14 protein-coding genes are annotated in these 15,751 nt (G+C 69.5%); 2 read left to right on the plus strand and 12 right to left on the minus strand.

What is annotated here, in order from left to right; translation table 11 throughout:
• Positions 1 to 34: 34 nt before the first annotated feature.
• The 6 genes from Q0653_RS11650 to Q0653_RS11675 form a co-directional block, all read right to left on the minus strand.
• Positions 35 to 1,189, minus strand: a complete 1,155-nt coding sequence (locus Q0653_RS11650; protein ID WP_298944711.1) for a mannitol-1-phosphate 5-dehydrogenase — start codon at positions 1,187 to 1,189, stop codon at positions 35 to 37.
• Positions 1,186 to 1,626, minus strand: a complete 441-nt coding sequence (locus Q0653_RS11655) for a PTS sugar transporter subunit IIA (RefSeq protein ID WP_298944712.1) — start codon at positions 1,624 to 1,626, stop codon at positions 1,186 to 1,188. Before Q0653_RS11655 ends, Q0653_RS11650 begins: the two co-directional genes overlap by 4 nt.
• Before the next feature lie 86 nt (positions 1,627 to 1,712).
• Positions 1,713 to 3,266 carry a PTS mannitol transporter subunit IICB gene (locus Q0653_RS11660; protein WP_298944713.1) on the minus strand — a complete coding sequence of 518 codons (1,554 nt, stop codon included), beginning with the start codon at positions 3,264 to 3,266 and terminating at the stop codon, positions 1,713 to 1,715.
• A gap of 30 nt (positions 3,267 to 3,296) precedes the next feature.
• Positions 3,297 to 4,964, minus strand: coding sequence for a phosphoenolpyruvate--protein phosphotransferase (gene ptsP / locus Q0653_RS11665; RefSeq protein WP_298944714.1), 1,668 nt, complete (start codon positions 4,962 to 4,964; stop codon positions 3,297 to 3,299).
• 20 nt (positions 4,965 to 4,984) lie between these two features.
• Complete coding sequence (locus Q0653_RS11670; RefSeq protein WP_298743388.1) at positions 4,985 to 5,260, minus strand: HPr family phosphocarrier protein; 276 nt, start codon at positions 5,258 to 5,260, stop codon at positions 4,985 to 4,987.
• On the minus strand, positions 5,257 to 5,586 hold the full coding sequence (locus tag Q0653_RS11675) for a PTS sugar transporter (RefSeq protein ID WP_298743386.1): 330 nt from the start codon (positions 5,584 to 5,586) through the stop codon (positions 5,257 to 5,259). The genes Q0653_RS11670 and Q0653_RS11675 overlap by 4 nt, the downstream gene beginning before the upstream one ends.
• 133 nt (positions 5,587 to 5,719) lie before the next feature.
• On the opposite strand from Q0653_RS11675, the gene Q0653_RS11680 reads away from it, so the two are divergent.
• On the plus strand, positions 5,720 to 7,615 hold the full coding sequence (locus Q0653_RS11680) for a PTS sugar transporter subunit IIA (RefSeq protein WP_298944849.1): 1,896 nt from the start codon (positions 5,720 to 5,722) through the stop codon (positions 7,613 to 7,615).
• A gap of 34 nt (positions 7,616 to 7,649) precedes the next feature.
• On the opposite strand, the gene Q0653_RS11685 is transcribed toward Q0653_RS11680, so the two are convergent.
• From Q0653_RS11685 to Q0653_RS11695, 3 genes are all read right to left on the minus strand, one after another.
• Complete coding sequence (locus Q0653_RS11685; RefSeq protein WP_298743384.1) at positions 7,650 to 8,222, minus strand: GNAT family protein; 573 nt, start codon at positions 8,220 to 8,222, stop codon at positions 7,650 to 7,652.
• 510 nt (positions 8,223 to 8,732) lie between these two features.
• Positions 8,733 to 10,394: a phospho-sugar mutase gene (locus Q0653_RS11690; protein WP_298944715.1), complete on the minus strand. Its 1,662-nt coding sequence runs from the start codon at positions 10,392 to 10,394 to the stop codon at positions 8,733 to 8,735.
• Positions 10,391 to 11,224, minus strand: coding sequence for a purine-nucleoside phosphorylase (locus Q0653_RS11695; RefSeq protein ID WP_298944716.1), 834 nt, complete (start codon positions 11,222 to 11,224; stop codon positions 10,391 to 10,393). The genes Q0653_RS11690 and Q0653_RS11695 overlap by 4 nt, the downstream gene beginning before the upstream one ends.
• A 78-nt stretch (positions 11,225 to 11,302) precedes the next feature.
• Between Q0653_RS11695 and Q0653_RS11700 the strand changes: the two genes are divergently transcribed.
• Positions 11,303 to 12,754 carry an NAD(P)H-quinone dehydrogenase gene (locus tag Q0653_RS11700; RefSeq protein ID WP_298743378.1) on the plus strand — a complete coding sequence of 484 codons (1,452 nt, stop codon included), beginning with the start codon at positions 11,303 to 11,305 and terminating at the stop codon, positions 12,752 to 12,754.
• Between the two features lie 24 nt (positions 12,755 to 12,778).
• On the opposite strand, the gene Q0653_RS11705 is transcribed toward Q0653_RS11700, so the two are convergent.
• The 3 genes from Q0653_RS11705 to Q0653_RS11715 form a co-directional block, all read right to left on the minus strand.
• Entirely contained in the window at positions 12,779 to 13,219 is a 441-nt protein-coding gene (locus tag Q0653_RS11705) for a hypothetical protein (protein ID WP_298743375.1), read from the minus strand.
• A gap of 1 nt (position 13,220) precedes the next feature.
• Positions 13,221 to 15,017, minus strand: a complete 1,797-nt coding sequence (locus tag Q0653_RS11710; protein WP_298743373.1) for a biotin carboxylase N-terminal domain-containing protein — start codon at positions 15,015 to 15,017, stop codon at positions 13,221 to 13,223.
• Between the two features lie 80 nt (positions 15,018 to 15,097).
• Positions 15,098 to 15,751, minus strand: a complete 654-nt coding sequence (locus Q0653_RS11715) for a nucleoside triphosphate pyrophosphatase (protein ID WP_298944717.1) — start codon at positions 15,749 to 15,751, stop codon at positions 15,098 to 15,100.

Raw genomic sequence — 15,751 nt, forward strand, 5'->3', positions numbered from 1 at the left:
CCATCCAGACGACGACGCGTGCCCCGTGTCGGACTCAGCCGGCGAGGTCCGCCTGACGTGCCCGGACGACGTCCTCGATCTGTCCGAAGAGGGGGTGATCGGCCTCGAGCCCCGTGACGGATGCCGTGAACTGCGCGGCATCCTCTTCGCGCAGTCGGCGCTGCAGGTCGACCGACTGCTCGTCGGCCGCATCGTCGAACTCGAGGGCAGCAGCCATCGCGGCGACGAGCGCACCGACCGGCAGCCCGCGTTCGGCAGCGGCGGCGGCGGGCCCGACGAAGCGTTCGTGGCGCGAGAGCTTGCGCAAGGGCTGTCGTCCGACCCGGCCGACGGTGTCGGGCAGGGCGGGGTTCGCGAAGCGGCGGAGGATCGTGGCGCGATAGGCGGCGAGGTCCGCCGGGTCGAGGCCGTGCGTGGCGACCAGGAGCGTGGAGGTCTCTTCGAGCGTCGCGCTCACTTTTGCGGCGATCGCGGGGTCGGCCAGGGCATCGGAGATCTTCTCGACGCCCGCTTGGCTACCGAAGTACGCGGTCGTGGCGTGCCCGGTGTTGACCGTGAAGAGCTTGCGCTCGATGTACGGCGCGAGATCGTCGACGAAGTGCGCACCCGGGATATGGGGTGGCGCATCGCCGAAGGGGAGGCGCTCGATCGCCCACTCGTAGAAGGGCTCGACCGTCACATCGATGCCCTCGCCGGGGGCCTGGGCCGGCACGATCCGGTCGACGGCGGTGTTGGCGAAGACCGCGCGGGAGGACAGGCCGTCCCAGGCGTCTGCCGCAAGGGCCTTGATCTCCTCCTGCAGCATGTCGGTCGCGCCGATCGCGTTCTCGCACGCCATGACCTGCAGCGGGGGAGCGGCGGGGTCGCGCAGGGCGATGCCGGCGAGGATGTGCGGCGCGACGAAACGGAGGATCGTGGGGCCGACCGCGGTCGTGACGACGTTCGCCCCGGCGATCTCATCGACGACGGCCTGCGGATCGGTCTGACTGTTGATGGCGCGGAAGCCCGTGACCACCTTGTCGGTGCCGCCTTCGCCCACTTCGTGGACGGTGTAGCTCGACGCGGCGTTCACGGCATCCACGAGGGGAGCGGCGACATCGGAGAAGACGAGGTCGTACCCGCCCTCGTGGAGCAGAAGGCCGACGAACCCGCGGCCGATGTTGCCGGCGCCGAAGTGGACGGCCTTCATCGCTCGTTCACCGACGACAGCAGGCTGTAGAGCTCCTCGGGGGTGTTCGCTTCTTTCAACCGTGCGACCTCGTCGTCGTCGGAGAAGATCAGGGCGATCTGCGACAGGATCTCGAGGTGCTCGTCGCCCTTCCCCGCGATGCCGACGACGAAGCTCACCGGCTCCCCGCCCCAGTCGACGCCTCCGTCGTAGCGGACGAACGAGAGCGCCGAATCGAGGATGGCGTCTTTCGTCTCGTTGGTCCCGTGCGGGATCGCGAGTTCGTTGCCCATGTAGGTCGAGACCGTGACCTCGCGCTGCTGCATCGCGTCGAAGTAGGCGCTGGTGACGGCACCCGCCGATTCGAGGATGTCGGCGGCTTCGCGCATCGCGTCTTCGCGGCTGACCGATCCGGAGTGGATGCGGACCTGTCCGACGTTGAGAACCTCGTGTGCCATCGTGCGTCTCCTTCGTGTCTGTGTAACAGTGTGGGCCGCGGAGCCGGGGCATCACGCCATCCGGCTCCGCAGCGGTTCACCGGCGCTCAGGCGCCGTCGGTGTTCTGATTCTTGACCAGATCCACGACCTCTTCATACTTGGGCGAGTTCATGAAGTTGTCCACCGAGATGTGCAACGCGCCGGGGTTCTTCGCGCGTGCCCGGTCGGTCAGCTGCTGCTGCGTGATGACCAGGTCTTCGCTGCCGTCGAGGTTCGCGATCGCCTTGTTGGTGACCGAGACCGACTCGACGCCCGCCTTCTTGATCTTGTTGCGCAGCACGCTCGCGCCCATCGCGGACGACCCCATGCCGGCGTCGCAGGCGAACACGATCGTGCGCACCTGCTTGTCGGTGGCGACACCGGCCGTGTCGGCCGCCGCGCCGCTGCGCAGGTTCGCGAGCGCGTCGGAGCTCTTGCCCTTGTTCACCTCGGTCTTCGCGATCGCGTCGGCGAACTGGTCGCCCTGCGCGAGCAGGTCGCGCTTACGAGACGCCCGCAGGATGACGCTCGCGACGAGGAAGGTCACCGTGGCGGCCAGCACGACCGACAGGAGCACCACGAGCAGGTTCGGCACACCGCCAGCCACCGCCGCGGCGCTCACCGCGAAGATGCTTCCCGGCGCGGACGGGAAGACCAGACCACCGCCGAGCAGCATGTTCGTCGTGACTCCCGTCATGCCGCCGGCGATCAGCGCGAGGATGAGGCTCGGCTTCATGAGCGCGTAGGGGAAGTACACCTCGTGGATGCCACCGAGGAACTGGATGACGGCAGCACCCGGTGCCGAGGCGCGGGCGGCGCCGATCCCGAAGAAGGCGAAGGCGAGCAGCAGACCGAGACCCGGGCCGGGGTTGGCCTCGAGCAGGAACAGGATCGACTTGCCGTCCGCCTCGGACTCGGTGAGGCCGAGCGGGGTGAGCACACCGTGGTTGATGGCGTTGTTCAAGAACAGCACCTTCGCCGGCTCGATGAGGATGCTCGTCAGCGGGAGCAGGTTCAGCTCGACGAGCCAGTTCACGGCGTTGCTCAGCACGGTCATCAGTCCGTTGACCAGCCACGCGATCGGGTAGAAGCCGATGATCGCCATCACGAAGCCCCAGATGCCCGCCGAGAACATGTTCACGAGCATCTCGAAGCCGGAGCGGATCTTGCCGTCCCACAGGCTGTCCAGCCGCTTCATCGACCAGGCGGCCAGGGGTCCGAGGATCATCGCTCCGATGAACATGTGGACCTGTCCGAGCTCGCCGGCATCCGGGTTGGCAGCGACCGCGGCGGCGTTGAACTGCGCGATGAGCAGGTCCGAGCCCGCGATCGCTCCCATCGTGGCGATGATGCCGACCACGCCACCACGCTGCTTGTACACCATGTATCCGCCGGTGTAGCCGATGACCAGGGGGAGCAGGTAATGGATGAAGGGTCCGACGATGGTCGCCAGGCCGGCGTTGGGGGTGAAGCCCTTCTCGATGAAGAACATCGTGAAGATTCCCCACGCGATCAACGCGGGGATGTTGGGCATGATCATGCCCGAGAGGAACGTACCGAACCGCTGGACGCCGACGCGTGCGCTGTTGGCTCCTCCGGTGGTCGTGGACGCCGTTGTCATGTGCTGCTTCTCCTTCGGGTCGACCGCGGCCTATGCCGAGGTTTCGGTGTCTGCGGCCGCCTGGGCCGCGGTTCGGGCCGCGGCGGCATCCGGGGCGGCGAGGGCCGCTTCCGCGATGCGTCGGGCGTCGTCGAGCGTGTACTGCAGGAGCGTGGCCCGCACGTCGGCGAGCGCCGTCGGCGCCATCGACAGGCTCGTGGCGCCGAGGCCCACGAGCACGACGGCCAGCAGCGGGTCGGCGGCGGCCTCGCCGCAGATGCCCACCGGCTTGCCCTGCGCCTTTCCGGCAGCACCGGTCAGGCCGATCAGCTTCAGCACGGCGGGGTGCCAGGGGTCCTGGAAGCTCGAGACCGAGCCCAGCAGCCGGTCGGCGGCCATCGTGTACTGCGTCAGGTCGTTGGTGCCGATCGAGGCGAAGTCGGCGATCGCGAGCACCTTCTCGGCCATGAGCGCCGCGGACGGCACCTCGACCATGACGCCGGCTGTCTTGATGCCGTACTCGCGGCAGAGCGTCGTGAAGTACTCGGTCTCCTCGACCGTGCCCACCATCGGCGCCATGACCCAGAGGTCTGCCTCGGTGGCCTTGTCGGCCTGCTGGAGCGCCGTGAGCTGCTCGCGCAGAATGTCTTCGCTTGCCCGGAGGGCACGGATGCCGCGGAGCCCGAGTGCCGGGTTCTCCTCGTGCGCGTCGTTGAGGAACGCGAGCGGCTTGTCCGCACCGGCATCCAACGCCCGCACCACGACTTTCTGGCCGGGGAAGGCGGAGAGCAGCTCGGTGTAGGCCTTCGTCTGCTGATCGACCGTCGGGGCATTCGTCGAACTCAGGAAGAGGAACTCGGTGCGGAACAGGCCCACACCCTCCGCGCCGAGCTCGACGGCCTCGGCCGCTCCGGCGGGCTTGCCGAGATTGGCCAGCAAGGGAACCTTGGTGCCGTCGGCCAGAGCGCCCGGGGTGAGCGGTGCCGAGGCCTGCGCCGCGCGCGCGTCGGCGCGGTGCTGCGCCTGTGCGAGCTCGTCGTCGGTCGGGTCGAGCGTCACGACGCCCTTGGCCGCATCGACGATGACCGTCTGACCGTCGACGAGATCCTTCGCCGCGGCAGCGCCGACGATCGCGACGATCGACTTCTCGCGGGCAAGGATGGCGGTGTGCGAGGTCGGTCCACCGTCGGTGGTCACGAGGGCAAGGACCTTGTCAAGGTCGAGGAGCGCGGTGTCGGCCGGAGCGAGGTCCTTCGCGACCAGGATGAACGGGTGGCCCGGATCGGGGACGCCGGGGGCCGGCAGGCCCCGCAGGCGGGCGATGACGCGCTGGGCGACGTCGTCGAGGTCAGCAGCGCGCTCGCCGAGATAGCCGCCCATGGCCGACAGTGTGTCGCGGAACGAGGCGAAGGCGTCGTGCACCGCGAACTCGCCGGTCTTGCCGGCCGCGATGCGCGTGCCGATCTCGGCGTCGAGGCTCGGGTCCTCGGCCATCATTGCCTGGGCCTCCAGCACGTCGCGGGCCAGACCGCCGGCGTGCGATCCGCGTTCTTCGAGCTCGCGGGCCACCGCAGCGACGGCCTCGCGGACGCGTGCCGTCTCCTCGTCGGCGCTTCGCGTGCTGGGGGTGTCCTCGGGGGCGGGCAGGGGCTCAGCCATCCGTGCCACAGGTCCCTGGGCAACACCCAGTCCGATGCCGACTCCGCGCAGTTCGCTCATGTTCTTCTCTCTCCTCGGTTTCAGTTTTCGTCGTGGTCGGTGGACAGCAGGTCGGCGAGCGTGTCGAGGAGTTCCTCCACGCCCTCGCCCTCGGCGGTGAGCGTGACGTAGTCACCCTTTTCCGCGCCGAGTGAAATGACCCCCAGAATGCTCGCAGCGTTCACCGGGCTCCCCGATCCCTTCGCGATGGTCACGGGGATGCCGGAGTCCTTCACCGCCTGGGCGAAGAGCTTCGCCGGCCGGGCATGCAGCCCGTTGGAGGAACCGATCCGGATCGTGCGGGTGGCCTCAGTCATGTCTGGTCCCTTCGGTGGTGTGGTTTCTCAAGCGCGTCGTCGATGAGCGCGAGCGCGCGGGTCCCATCGAAATCCGTGAAGATGTCCGCGGGCAAGAGGACGACCGTCGCACCGCGGGACGCGGCATCCTGCTCGATTCGTGGCAGTGACTGCACCAAATGGGGGCCGACGAGCACGACATCGGCCGCATCGAGATCGATCGGCAGCGACTGCTCGGTGCCGGCGATCGCGCTCATGTCCCGTCCCGCAGCCTGAGCGGCATGCCGAACGCGCTGCGCGACGAATGTGCTCGACGCTCCCGCGCCGCACACCACGAGGATCCTCATTGACCCGCCTCCTTCTCCGCCATTCTTGTGAAAGTGCTGGGAGGAGACAACCAGGCCTCTTTCCGCGGGACCGGAAAGTCTTCTGCCGAGATGGTTGACTGGGTGGGTGAGCAGAGCCCGCCAAGACCGTGTCATGGCTCTGTTGACCCGAGACGGCGACTGGATGACGGCGGGCGCACTCGCCGACGCGATCGGGGTCACTCCGCGCAGCATCCGCAGTTACGTCACGGCGCTGAACGCCCGGGTGCCCGGCGGGACGGTCGTCGAGTCGAGCCCGATCGGCTATCGGGCGGGCGCGGATGCCCCCGCGGCGCTGCGCTCCGCCGTCGATGCCACCACTCCGCGCGAGCGCCTGCACCGTCTCGTGCGGGCGTTGCTGGCCGACGAGGGCGGCATCGACGTCTATGCGACCGCGGAGCAGTTTCACGTCAGCCCGGCGACCCTCGAGGGCGACCTGGGGCGCGTGCGGGCCCTGCTCGGCGGCACGCACCTGACGCTCGAGCGCACCGCATCCCTCGCCAAACTCCGCGGGACCGAGATGGCCCAGCGACGGTTGCTCAGCCGCCTCGCCCACGAAGAGACCGAGGACGGCGCGTTCGACCTCGCCGCCCTCCGCCGAACGCTCGGCGAAGGATCGATCGGGACGGCCGTGTTCGGGCCGTTCAAGAGCGACCTCGTCGCCGGCCTCGGCGCGCTCGGGTACTTCGTGAACGAATTCGGCATCGGCGACGTCATGATGCACATCGCGATCACCGCTGATCGCGTGGCCCGCGACCGCGCGTTGGGGGCCGATGCGTCCGCCGGAGCAGAATCCGCTCCCGAGGTGGGCGACTTGCTCGACCGATTGTGCCAGGAGCATTTGGATGTCCGTCTCGGCGCGGGTGATCGTCGCCACCTCGCGGCACTGATCCTCAGCCGCGTCGTGGCACCGGGGGTGGCGGAGACGGCATCCGTCATGCGGTCCCGGATCGAACCCGACGTCGAAAGCGCGGTGCGTGATGTCGTCCAGCGCGCGGCGGCCGAGTTCCTCGTCGACATCGACGACGAGGATTTCGTGCTCCGCCTCGCCCTCCACGTGCAGAACCTCCGCCAGCGGGCGCAGGAGCAGGCGTGGTCACGGAACCCCCTCACCCGCTCGTTGAAGTCGACGTACCCGATGATCTTCGAAGTTGCGGTCTTCGTCGCGGACGGGCTGCGGGGACTCCTCGGGATCGACCTGGCCGAGGATGAGATCGCCTACATCGCCATGCATGTCGGCGGGCGACTCGAACGGCGCCGCGCCGCGAGCGCCGTGCTGACGGCGACGATCGTGTGCCCCGGATACTACGAACTCCACGAGCTGTTGCGCTCGTCGATCGACCGCTCGCTCGGGCAGGCCGTCGACGTGGTCGGCGTCGAAACGCGGGTCGATCCCGACTGGCACGCGTTGGATACCGACCTCGTGCTCACCACGATCGATGCGCCGATCGCGGGCGACCGAGTCGTGCGCATCCAGCCGTTTCTGACGGAGAACGACATCGAACGTGTGCAGGCGGCGGCGGGTCGCGTGCGACGGGGACGCCGGCTCACGCGCCTGCGAGGCGAACTGGAGCGGTACTTCGTCGAGAATGCGTTCGTCGCGGGGGTGCCGGCCGACGCCGACGCCGATGGTGTCATCCGCACGCTGGGCGCGGCGCTCGTTGCCCGGGGAGTCATCGACGACGATTACGTCACACGGACGCTCGAACGCGAGCGGCTGTCGTCGACCGCATTCACCGACGCGCTCGCCGTCCCGCACGCGATCGGAATGACGGCCACGCGCACCGCGATCGCGGTCGCCCTCGCCGAGTCCTCGATCCGGTGGGGTGAAGGGCGCGTGCAGGTCGTGGCGATGGTGGCCTTCTCCGAGTCCGACCGGGAAGCGTTCCAGACGGTGTTCGAGCAGCTCGTGGAGGTGTTCAGCGAGCGGGAGAGTGTCCACCGCATCCTGCGCCGTGGAACGACCTTCACTGCGTTCCTCGACGAGCTCGTGGCGGTCGTCGACGGCTGAGGCCGGGGGCGTGCGGATGCCGGCGCCGGCAGGGTCAGCCGCGCGCCAGCCGGGCTTCCAGCCCGCGGCGGACGCCCGGCCACTCGTGCGGGAGGATCGAGAAGACGACCGTGTCGCGGGGGCTCCCGTCGGGGCCGAGGCGGTGATTGCGCAGGATGCCGTCCTGGCGTGCACCGAGTCGCGCGATCGCCGCGCGCGACTGCAGGTTGTGGAAGTGTGTGCGCAGCTCGACTGCGATGGCGCCACAGGTCTCGAACGCGTGGGTGAGAAGGAGAAGTTTGGCGGCGGTGTTCACCGAGGTCCGCTGAACCGTCGGTGACAGCCAGGTGTAGCCGACCTCGACGTGCGGGCTCGCCTGATCGATGCCGCAGAAGGTCGTCATACCGACGGCTCGTCCGTCGCGGACGACGGCGAAGGGGTTCATGCGGCCAGCGGCGTGCTCGGCGAGGCGATGCTCGATTTCTTCGGGCACGGCGGCGGGCACCGAGGTGTACCACGCGTACTCCAGCCCCTCGCGGGCGTCCCTTAGGTCTGTTGCGTGGCTCTGGCTCAGCGGCTCGAGCCGCACATAGGTGTTCTCGAGCACGACGGGTTCATTCAGCAGCACGCATCCGAGCCTATGCCGCCGAGGCGAGGCCGCTCGCCGTCCCGTGTACAGGACGAACTGGCACCGCCTGCGACGTCACCCGCGGAAAACCGCGATCGACAGGGACCTCGGCGTGCGAAAGTCCTGTAATCGACACATTCGCGCGGGGCGGCTCGGAACCCTCGCCCGGGCACGACCGCCACCGGCACCGGCTCACCGTGCGCTCGGCCGCCGGCACTCCTCGGTCCGTATTCAGTCTGGACGGCCGCGGCCGCGCGGTCCCGCCCCGGAGTCGCGCGGCTGTCGCGCGGTCGGCCCTGCGGGCGGACTGAATATGGACCGCGGGGCGGAGGACCCCGGGGGAGGGCGGCCGGGGGAGGGCGGCCGGGGGAGGGCGGCCGGGGAGGGCGGCCGGGGAGGGCGGCCGGGGAACCACTGCGGGAGGGGGACCGCGGGCCGAGGGGGACCGCGGGCCGGAGGAGCTCGGCGGCGGAGGGCGCCGGACCTGCCGGCGAGCCCGACCGGGCTGAGTCAGGCCTGCGCGGCGGCCAGCAGAGCCCGGGCCCCCGCGTCGAGCGCCGCGACGCGCGCGGCGGCATCGGCGGGCGTGTCGCCGCGGACATCGAGATACACCTTCAGCTTGGGCTCGGTGCCGCTCGGGCGCACGATCACGCGCGATCCGTCCGTCAGCCACAGCCGCAGCACGTCGCTCGGCGGCACATCATCGGATGGGACCAGGAGGTCCTCGACCCGCTCGACGGCGACGTCACCGATGGATGCCGGAGCCTCTGCCCGCAGGGCCGCCATGATCGTGCCGATCACGGCGACGTCATCGACTCGGATCGAGACCTGGCCGCTCGCGAACGCACCGAATGTGTCGTGGAAGCGCGTGATGACATCGGCGAGGGTTTCGCCCTGTTCCCGCGCCTCGGCGATCATCCCGAGCATCGCGATCGCCGCCGAGATGCCGTCCTTGTCCCGCACGGTTCCCGGGTTGACGAGGTAGCCGAGCGCCTCCTCGAAGCCGTAGACGAGTCCGGGGGCGCGCGAGATCCACTTGAACCCGGTGAGAGTCGCATGGAAGTCGAGGCCGTAGTGCTCGGCGACCGCCTGCAGGCCCGGCGAGGAGACGAGCGAACACGCGAGCGATCCTCCCGTGGCGCGCTCCGCGGCGCGCCAGCCGAGCAGCAATCCCACCTCGTTGCCGGTGAGTCGGCGCCAGCCCCCGTCTGCCGCGGGTTCGGGAATGGCGACGGCGAGCCGGTCCGCATCCGGATCGTTGGCCAGGAGGAACTCGGCGCCGGCTACCCGGGCCGTCTCGAACGCGAGGTCCATCGCGCCGGGCTCCTCCGGGTTCGGGAATGCGACCGTCGGGAAGCGGCCATCCGGCTCGATCTGAGCCTCGACGACGGTCGGCAGCGGGTACCCAGCCGTCTCCAGAATCCGGACGAGCGTCTCATAGCCCACGCCGTGCATCGCGGTGTAGACCCAGCGCATCCCGGCAGCGCCCGCGGGCGCCGGGGCGACCGTCGCGGTCTGGGAGATGTAGGCCTCGATCACCGATTCATCGGCGATCTCATACGCCTCTGAACGGGGGAGCGCGCCGAGGTCAGCGGCATCGGCCACCCGCTGGATGTGCGCGGCGATCTCACCGTCGGCGGGAGAGACGATCTGCGAGCCTTCGTCGGCGCCCCCGAGGTAGACCTTGTACCCGTTGTCGTCGGGAGGGTTATGGGATGCCGTGACCATCACGCCCGCCGCCGCGCCCAGGTGGCGGACCGCGAAGGCGAGTACCGGCGTCGGCAGAAGTCGGGGGAGCAGGATCGCCCGGAGTCCCGCGCCGGCGAAGAGTTCGGCACTGTCCCGCGCGAACACATCCGAGTTGCGCCGGCCGTCGTAGCCGATCACGACCGTGGGAACCGCGCCGGAGGCCGCCTTCTCGCGGAGGTACCCGGCGAATCCGGCCGCGGCCTGACCGACCAGCACGCGGTTCATCCGGTTGCTGCCGGCGCCGAGGCGTCCACGGAGTCCCGCCGTGCCGAACGCCAGCCGGCCGTCGAAGCGGTCGTCGAGGTCGGCGAGAGCGGCAGCATCCCCGCTTTCAGCCCGGGCGATCACCGCGGACAGTTCCGCGCGGGTGACCGGGTCCGGGTCTTGCGCGAGCCACGCGTGCGCGGCCGCGACGGTGCTCACAGCTGACCAATCACGCGCGCGAGCAGCGCCGAGATCACGGGCTCCGCGGTCTGGCCTGCCTCGATCACCTCGGCGTGGCTGAGGGGGGTGGTCTGGATGCCGGCTGCCATGTTCGTGATGAGCGAGAATCCCAGGATCTCCATGCCGGCCTGACGCGCCGCGATCGCCTCGAGCGCGGTCGACATGCCGACGATGTGTCCGCCGATGGTCTTCGCCATCCGCACTTCGGCGGGCGTTTCGTACTGCGGTCCACGGAACTGGCAGTAGACGCCCTCGTCGAGCGACGGGTCGACGCGGCGCGCCAGGTCGCGGAGGCGCGTCGAGTAGAGATCGGTCAGGTCGATGAACGTCGCGCCCTCCAACGGCGAGTCGCCGGTGAGGTTGATGTGGTCGCTGATCAGCACGGGCTGTCCGGGGGTCCACGTCGGCTTGATGCCGCCGGCGCCGTTGGTCAGCACCATCGTCTGCGCGCCGGTCGCCGCGGCCGTCCGCACACTGTGAACGACCCGGCGCACGCCGTGCCCCTCGTAGTAGTGCGTGCGGGCCCCGATGACGAGCACCCGCTTGCCCGACGGGGTGAGGATGCTGCGGATCGACCCCACGTGACCCGCGAGCGCGGGCGAGCTGAAACCGGTGACGTCGGTGGCGGCGAGAGTGGCGGTCGTCTCGCCGATGAGGTCGGCGGCCTTGCCCCATCCGCTGCCGAGAGTGAGAGCGATGTCGTGCCGCTCCACCCCGGTCAGGCGGGCGATATCGGCAGCGGCATCGGCGGCGACGGCGAACGGATCGGCGGTCGGGTCGTCGAGGGGGTGGGTGATCGTGTCGGACATGGGTCCCACTCTATGAAGGAGACGGCATCCGGGGCCACTGGTCACGTCGGCGTGTGCCGTGCCTGAGAGAATGGAGGAATGTCCCCCAGCTTCGTCAGTAACCAGAGCGTCGCCGTGCTCGGCGGCGGTCCCGGCGGATACGAAGCGGCACTCGCTGCCGCGCAACTGGGCGCCGAGGTCACCCTCGTCGAGCGTGCGGGTGTCGGCGGCGCAGCGGTCATGACCGACGTCGTCCCGTCGAAGAGTCTCATCGCCACGGCGGATGCCGCCGTCGCGATCGCCGAAGCCGAAGACCTCGGGGTGCAACTGTTCGCGAAGTCGGACAGCGGTCGTCCGATGAAGCCCGAGATCGCCATCAACCTCGCCGCCGTCAACCGGCGCCTGCTCTCGCTCGCGCGGCAGCAGTCCGACGACATGCGCGCCCAGCTCGTCGACGCCGGAGTGCGGATCATCTCCGGCCACGGCCGGCTGGAAGACCGCAACTCGATCGTCGTGTCGACCGGCCCCGGCGGAACGGACTTCGATCGCATCGAGGCGGACACTCTCGTCGTCTCGGTCGGTGCATCGCCGCGGGAGCTGCCGAGCTCGCGGCCGGACGGCGAACGGATCCTCACCTGGACCCAGCTCTACGACATGCGGGCGCTTCCGGAGCACCTCATCGTCGTCGGCTCGGGCGTTACGGGCGCCGAGTTCGCATCGGCGTACATGAACCTCGGCGCGAAAGTCACGCTGATTTCGAGCCGTGACCAGGTTCTTCCCGGTGAAGACCGGGATGCGGCTGCCGTCCTCGAGAAGGTCTTCACGCGCGGCGGCATGACCGTGCTCTCGCGCTCACGTGCCGAGCGGGTGGAGCGGTCGGGGGAGGGCGTCATCGTCACACTGTCGGACGGTCGAACGGTCGAAGGCAGCCATTGCCTCATGGCCGTGGGGTCGATCCCCAACACTGCGGGGATCGGCCTGGAGGCCGCCGGCATCCAGCTCACCGACTCGGGTCACATTCAGGTCAACCGCGTCGCCCGGACGTCGGTGCCGAACATCTACGCCGCGGGGGACTGCACGACCTTCGTACCCCTGGCATCCGTCGCGTCGATGCAGGGGCGCACGGCGGTCTTCCACGCGCTCGGCGACACCGTGATCCCGCTGGAGCGCCGCCGGATTACCGCCAACATCTTCACCGCTCCTGAGATCGCCACCGTCGGACGTCAAGAGAAAGACCTCGAATCCGGTGCGATCAACGGGTACGTGCACAAGCTGCCGCTGGCGGCGAATCCGCGCGCGAAGATGATGGGCGTCAAGGATGGATTCGTGAAGATCATCGCCCGGGAAGGATCGGGCACGGTGATCGGCGGCGTGATCGTCGCGCCGCGCGCTTCCGAGTTGATCTACCCGATCGCGATCGCCGTCGAGCGCCGACTCACGGTCGATCAGATCTCGCGCGTGTTCGCGGTCTACCCGTCGCTGACCGGCTCGATCACCGACGCGACGCGTGCGATGCACCAGGTCACGACCGACGAGGACACCGTCGCCTGACGCCCCGCCGGAGCACCTCCGGGATCAGGGCTGGAGGGTGGCGACCCAGTAGCCCTCGGCCTGCGCCGACGTCGCCGCCGCGGCGAACGCCGTGAGGGCGCCGACCTGCGCGGGAACCGCGATCGGGGTGAGGGGCTCTCCGCCATGGCAGACGATGTCCTGCGACAGTGTGAGGGTGGTGTCTGCTCCCGTGTAGGTGAGCGTGAAAGCGGCGCGGTCGCTGCCGATGCACCGCAGTTCGACGGAGGTGAACGTCGCCGGCTCGGCGAAGTCGATCCGGGTCGCACTCGCCGCGCTCGAGTCGGTCACCTGCCCGCCGACGCTGTTGCCGGACCCGGCGCTGCTGACCTCGGTGAACCAGCCCGACCAGGCGGAGCGGTCGGCTTCGGTCGGTCCGCCGGTGCATCCGGCGAGTCCGAGGGCGAGGAGAGTCCCCGCGGCGACAGCGACCAGGCGGCGGTTCACGTCAGGAGATCGTGAGTAGCTGGTGACCGGCCGAGACGGTCGTGCCGGGCGCCGCATCGATCGCGCCGACGACACCGTCCTTGTGTGCCTGCAGCGGCTGCTCCATCTTCATCGCCTCGAGGACGACGACGAGGTCGCCCTTGACGACCTGCTGTCCCTCCTCGACCGCGAGCTTGACGATCGTCGCCTGCATGGGGGACTTGACGGCATCGCCCGAGGCGCCGGCCGAAACGGCGACGGCGTGCGACCGACGCGACGGGGGCACCGCGGCGGGCCGGCCGACCTTGACGGGGGCGTGCACGATGCGGTCGGGCAGGCTCACCTCGAGACGTTTGCCGGACACTTCGACGACGACCGTGTGGCGCGGCTCCGGATCATCCGGCGACTCGAGTTCGCCGTCCCACGGCGGAATGTCGTTCACGAACTCGGTTTCGATCCAGCGTGTGAAGACGCCGAAATCGCCGTTCTCCGCGGTGAAGGCGGGGTCGGTGACGACCTTGCGGTGGAAGGGGAGCACCGTCGGCATGCCGGCGACCTCGAACTCGTCCAGCGCCCGACGAGAGCGCTCGAGCGCTTCGGCGCGGTCGCGGCCGGTCACGATGATCTTGCCCAGAAGCGAATCGAACGCGCCCGAGACGCTGTCGCCCGCGGTGACGCCCGAGTCGAGGCGGATGCCGGGGCCACCGAACGTCTTGAATTGGTGGATGCGGCCCGGCTGCGGCAGGAAGCCCCGCCCCGGGTCTTCGCCGTTGATGCGGAACTCGAAAGAGTGCCCGACCGGTGCGGGGTCGTCGTAGTCGAGCGTGCCGCCCTCGGCGAGGCGGAACTGCTCGCGCACCAGGTCGATTCCGGTGACCTCTTCCGACACCGGGTGCTCGACCTGCAGTCGGGTGTTGACCTCGAGGAAGGAGATCGTCCCGTCGGCGCCGATGAGGAACTCGCACGTGCCCGCGCCGACATAGCCGACCTCACGGAGGATCGCCTTGGACGATTCGTACAGCGTGCGGTTCTGCTGGTCGGTCAGAAACGGTGCCGGAGCCTCTTCGACGAGCTTCTGGTGGCGGCGCTGCAGCGAGCAGTCGCGGGTGGAGATCACCACGACGTTGCCGGCGGCATCCGCCAAGCACTGGGTCTCGACGTGCCGGGGCTTGTCGAGGTACTTCTCGACGAAACACTCTCCGCGACCGAACGCGGCGATGGCTTCTCTGGTCGCAGACTCGAACTGCTCGGCGATCTCGTCGAACTCGCGGGCGACCTTGAGGCCTCGTCCGCCGCCGCCGTACGCCGCCTTGATCGCGATCGGCAGCCCGTGCTCCTCGGCAAAAGCGATGACCTCGTCGGCACCGGAGACGGGGCCGGGAGTGCCGGGCGCGAGCGGCGCGCCGACCTTCTCGGCGACGTGACGCGCGGTGACCTTGTCGCCGAGCGCGTCGATCGCGTCGGGCGATGGGCCGATCCAGATGAGGCCCGCTCCGATCACCGCGCGCGCGAAATCGGCGTTCTCCGCGAGGAACCCGTAGCCCGGGTGGATGGCGTCCGCCCCCGAGCGCCGGGCGATCGAGAGGATCTTCTCGATCGAGAGGTAGGTGTCGGCGCTCGTGGAGCCGTCGAGCGCGTAGGCCTCGTCGGCGAGTCCGGTGTGCATCGCGTCGCGATCCTGATCCGCGTAGACCGCGACCGACCCCTTGCCGGAATCGCGCGCGGCGCGGATCACGCGCACGGCGATCTCGCCGCGGTTCGCGACGAGCACTTTGGTCATCGGAGTACGCACGCCGGACGCATCGGAGGGGAGAGGCATGGGTGCCAGCCTACTCAGAGAGGGGTGGTCCCCTTTGGATCACTCGCACAAGATCGCCCCGAAATCGTGTAGGGGACCCTCTAGTGCGCGGGAACGTTCCACATATCGGTCCACACGAGGCCGAGGTCGCCGACCAAGCGCCGCACGGTCGACAGCGACATCCCGACGACCGTCGAGGGGTCGCCTTCGACACGGTCGATGAAGGCCCCGCCGAGGCTGTCGACGGTGAACGCTCCCGCGACCTGGAGGGGTTCGCCGGAGGCGACGTAGGCGTCGATCTCGGTGTCGGTGATGTCGGCGATGAAGCTGACGGATGCCGCAGCGACCGCGTGCGCCTCGCGTGGCTCTGCACCCGGGCGCAGCCGGAAGACACTGTGGCCGGAGTGCAGGATGCCGGTGCGTCCGCGCATCGCGCGCCAGCGCGCAGCGGCGACCTCCGGAACGTGAGGCTTGCCGAGGATCTCCCCGTCGAGCTCGAACATCGAGTCTCCACCGATGACGATCCCGTCGAAGGAGGGATCCTCCACGGCGATCGTGGCGGCGACGTCGGCGGCCTTCCGGCGGGCCAGCAGCAACACGTGCTCGTCCGGTGCGAGGGCGCGCCCCTCATGCGCCTCCACGGCGGCGATGACCGCTTCTTCATCCACCTGTGGCGCCCGGGTGAGCGGTTCGATGCCGGCGCTGCGCAACAACATCAGGCGGGCGGGGGAGGTGGAGGCCAGGCACACGCGCAT

The sequence above is a fragment of the uncultured Microbacterium sp. genome, assembly GCF_947488465.1.
Lineage (GTDB): Bacteria > Actinomycetota > Actinomycetes > Actinomycetales > Microbacteriaceae > Microbacterium.

Bases quoted from the DNA above. Each gene is read 5' to 3' on its own strand.
- Q0653_RS11680 (WP_298944849.1), top strand. From the start codon at position 5,720: ATGGCTCTGTTGACCCGAGACGGCGACTGGATGACGGCGGGCGCACTC.
- Q0653_RS11715 (WP_298944717.1), bottom strand. From the start codon at position 15,751: ATGCGCGTGTGCCTGGCCTCCACCTCCCCCGCCCGCCTGATGTTGTTG.
- Q0653_RS11700 (WP_298743378.1), top strand. From the start codon at position 11,303: ATGTCCCCCAGCTTCGTCAGTAACCAGAGCGTCGCCGTGCTCGGCGGC.
- Q0653_RS11650 (WP_298944711.1), bottom strand. From the start codon at position 1,189: ATGAAGGCCGTCCACTTCGGCGCCGGCAACATCGGCCGCGGGTTCGTC.
- Q0653_RS11675 (WP_298743386.1), bottom strand. From the start codon at position 5,586: ATGAGGATCCTCGTGGTGTGCGGCGCGGGAGCGTCGAGCACATTCGTC.
- Q0653_RS11660 (WP_298944713.1), bottom strand. From the start codon at position 3,266: ATGACAACGGCGTCCACGACCACCGGAGGAGCCAACAGCGCACGCGTC.
- ptsP (WP_298944714.1), bottom strand. From the start codon at position 4,964: ATGAGCGAACTGCGCGGAGTCGGCATCGGACTGGGTGTTGCCCAGGGA.
- Q0653_RS11670 (WP_298743388.1), bottom strand. From the start codon at position 5,260: ATGACTGAGGCCACCCGCACGATCCGGATCGGTTCCTCCAACGGGCTG.
- Q0653_RS11695 (WP_298944716.1), bottom strand. From the start codon at position 11,224: ATGTCCGACACGATCACCCACCCCCTCGACGACCCGACCGCCGATCCG.
- Q0653_RS11655 (WP_298944712.1), bottom strand. From the start codon at position 1,626: ATGGCACACGAGGTTCTCAACGTCGGACAGGTCCGCATCCACTCCGGA.
- Q0653_RS11710 (WP_298743373.1), bottom strand. From the start codon at position 15,017: ATGCCTCTCCCCTCCGATGCGTCCGGCGTGCGTACTCCGATGACCAAA.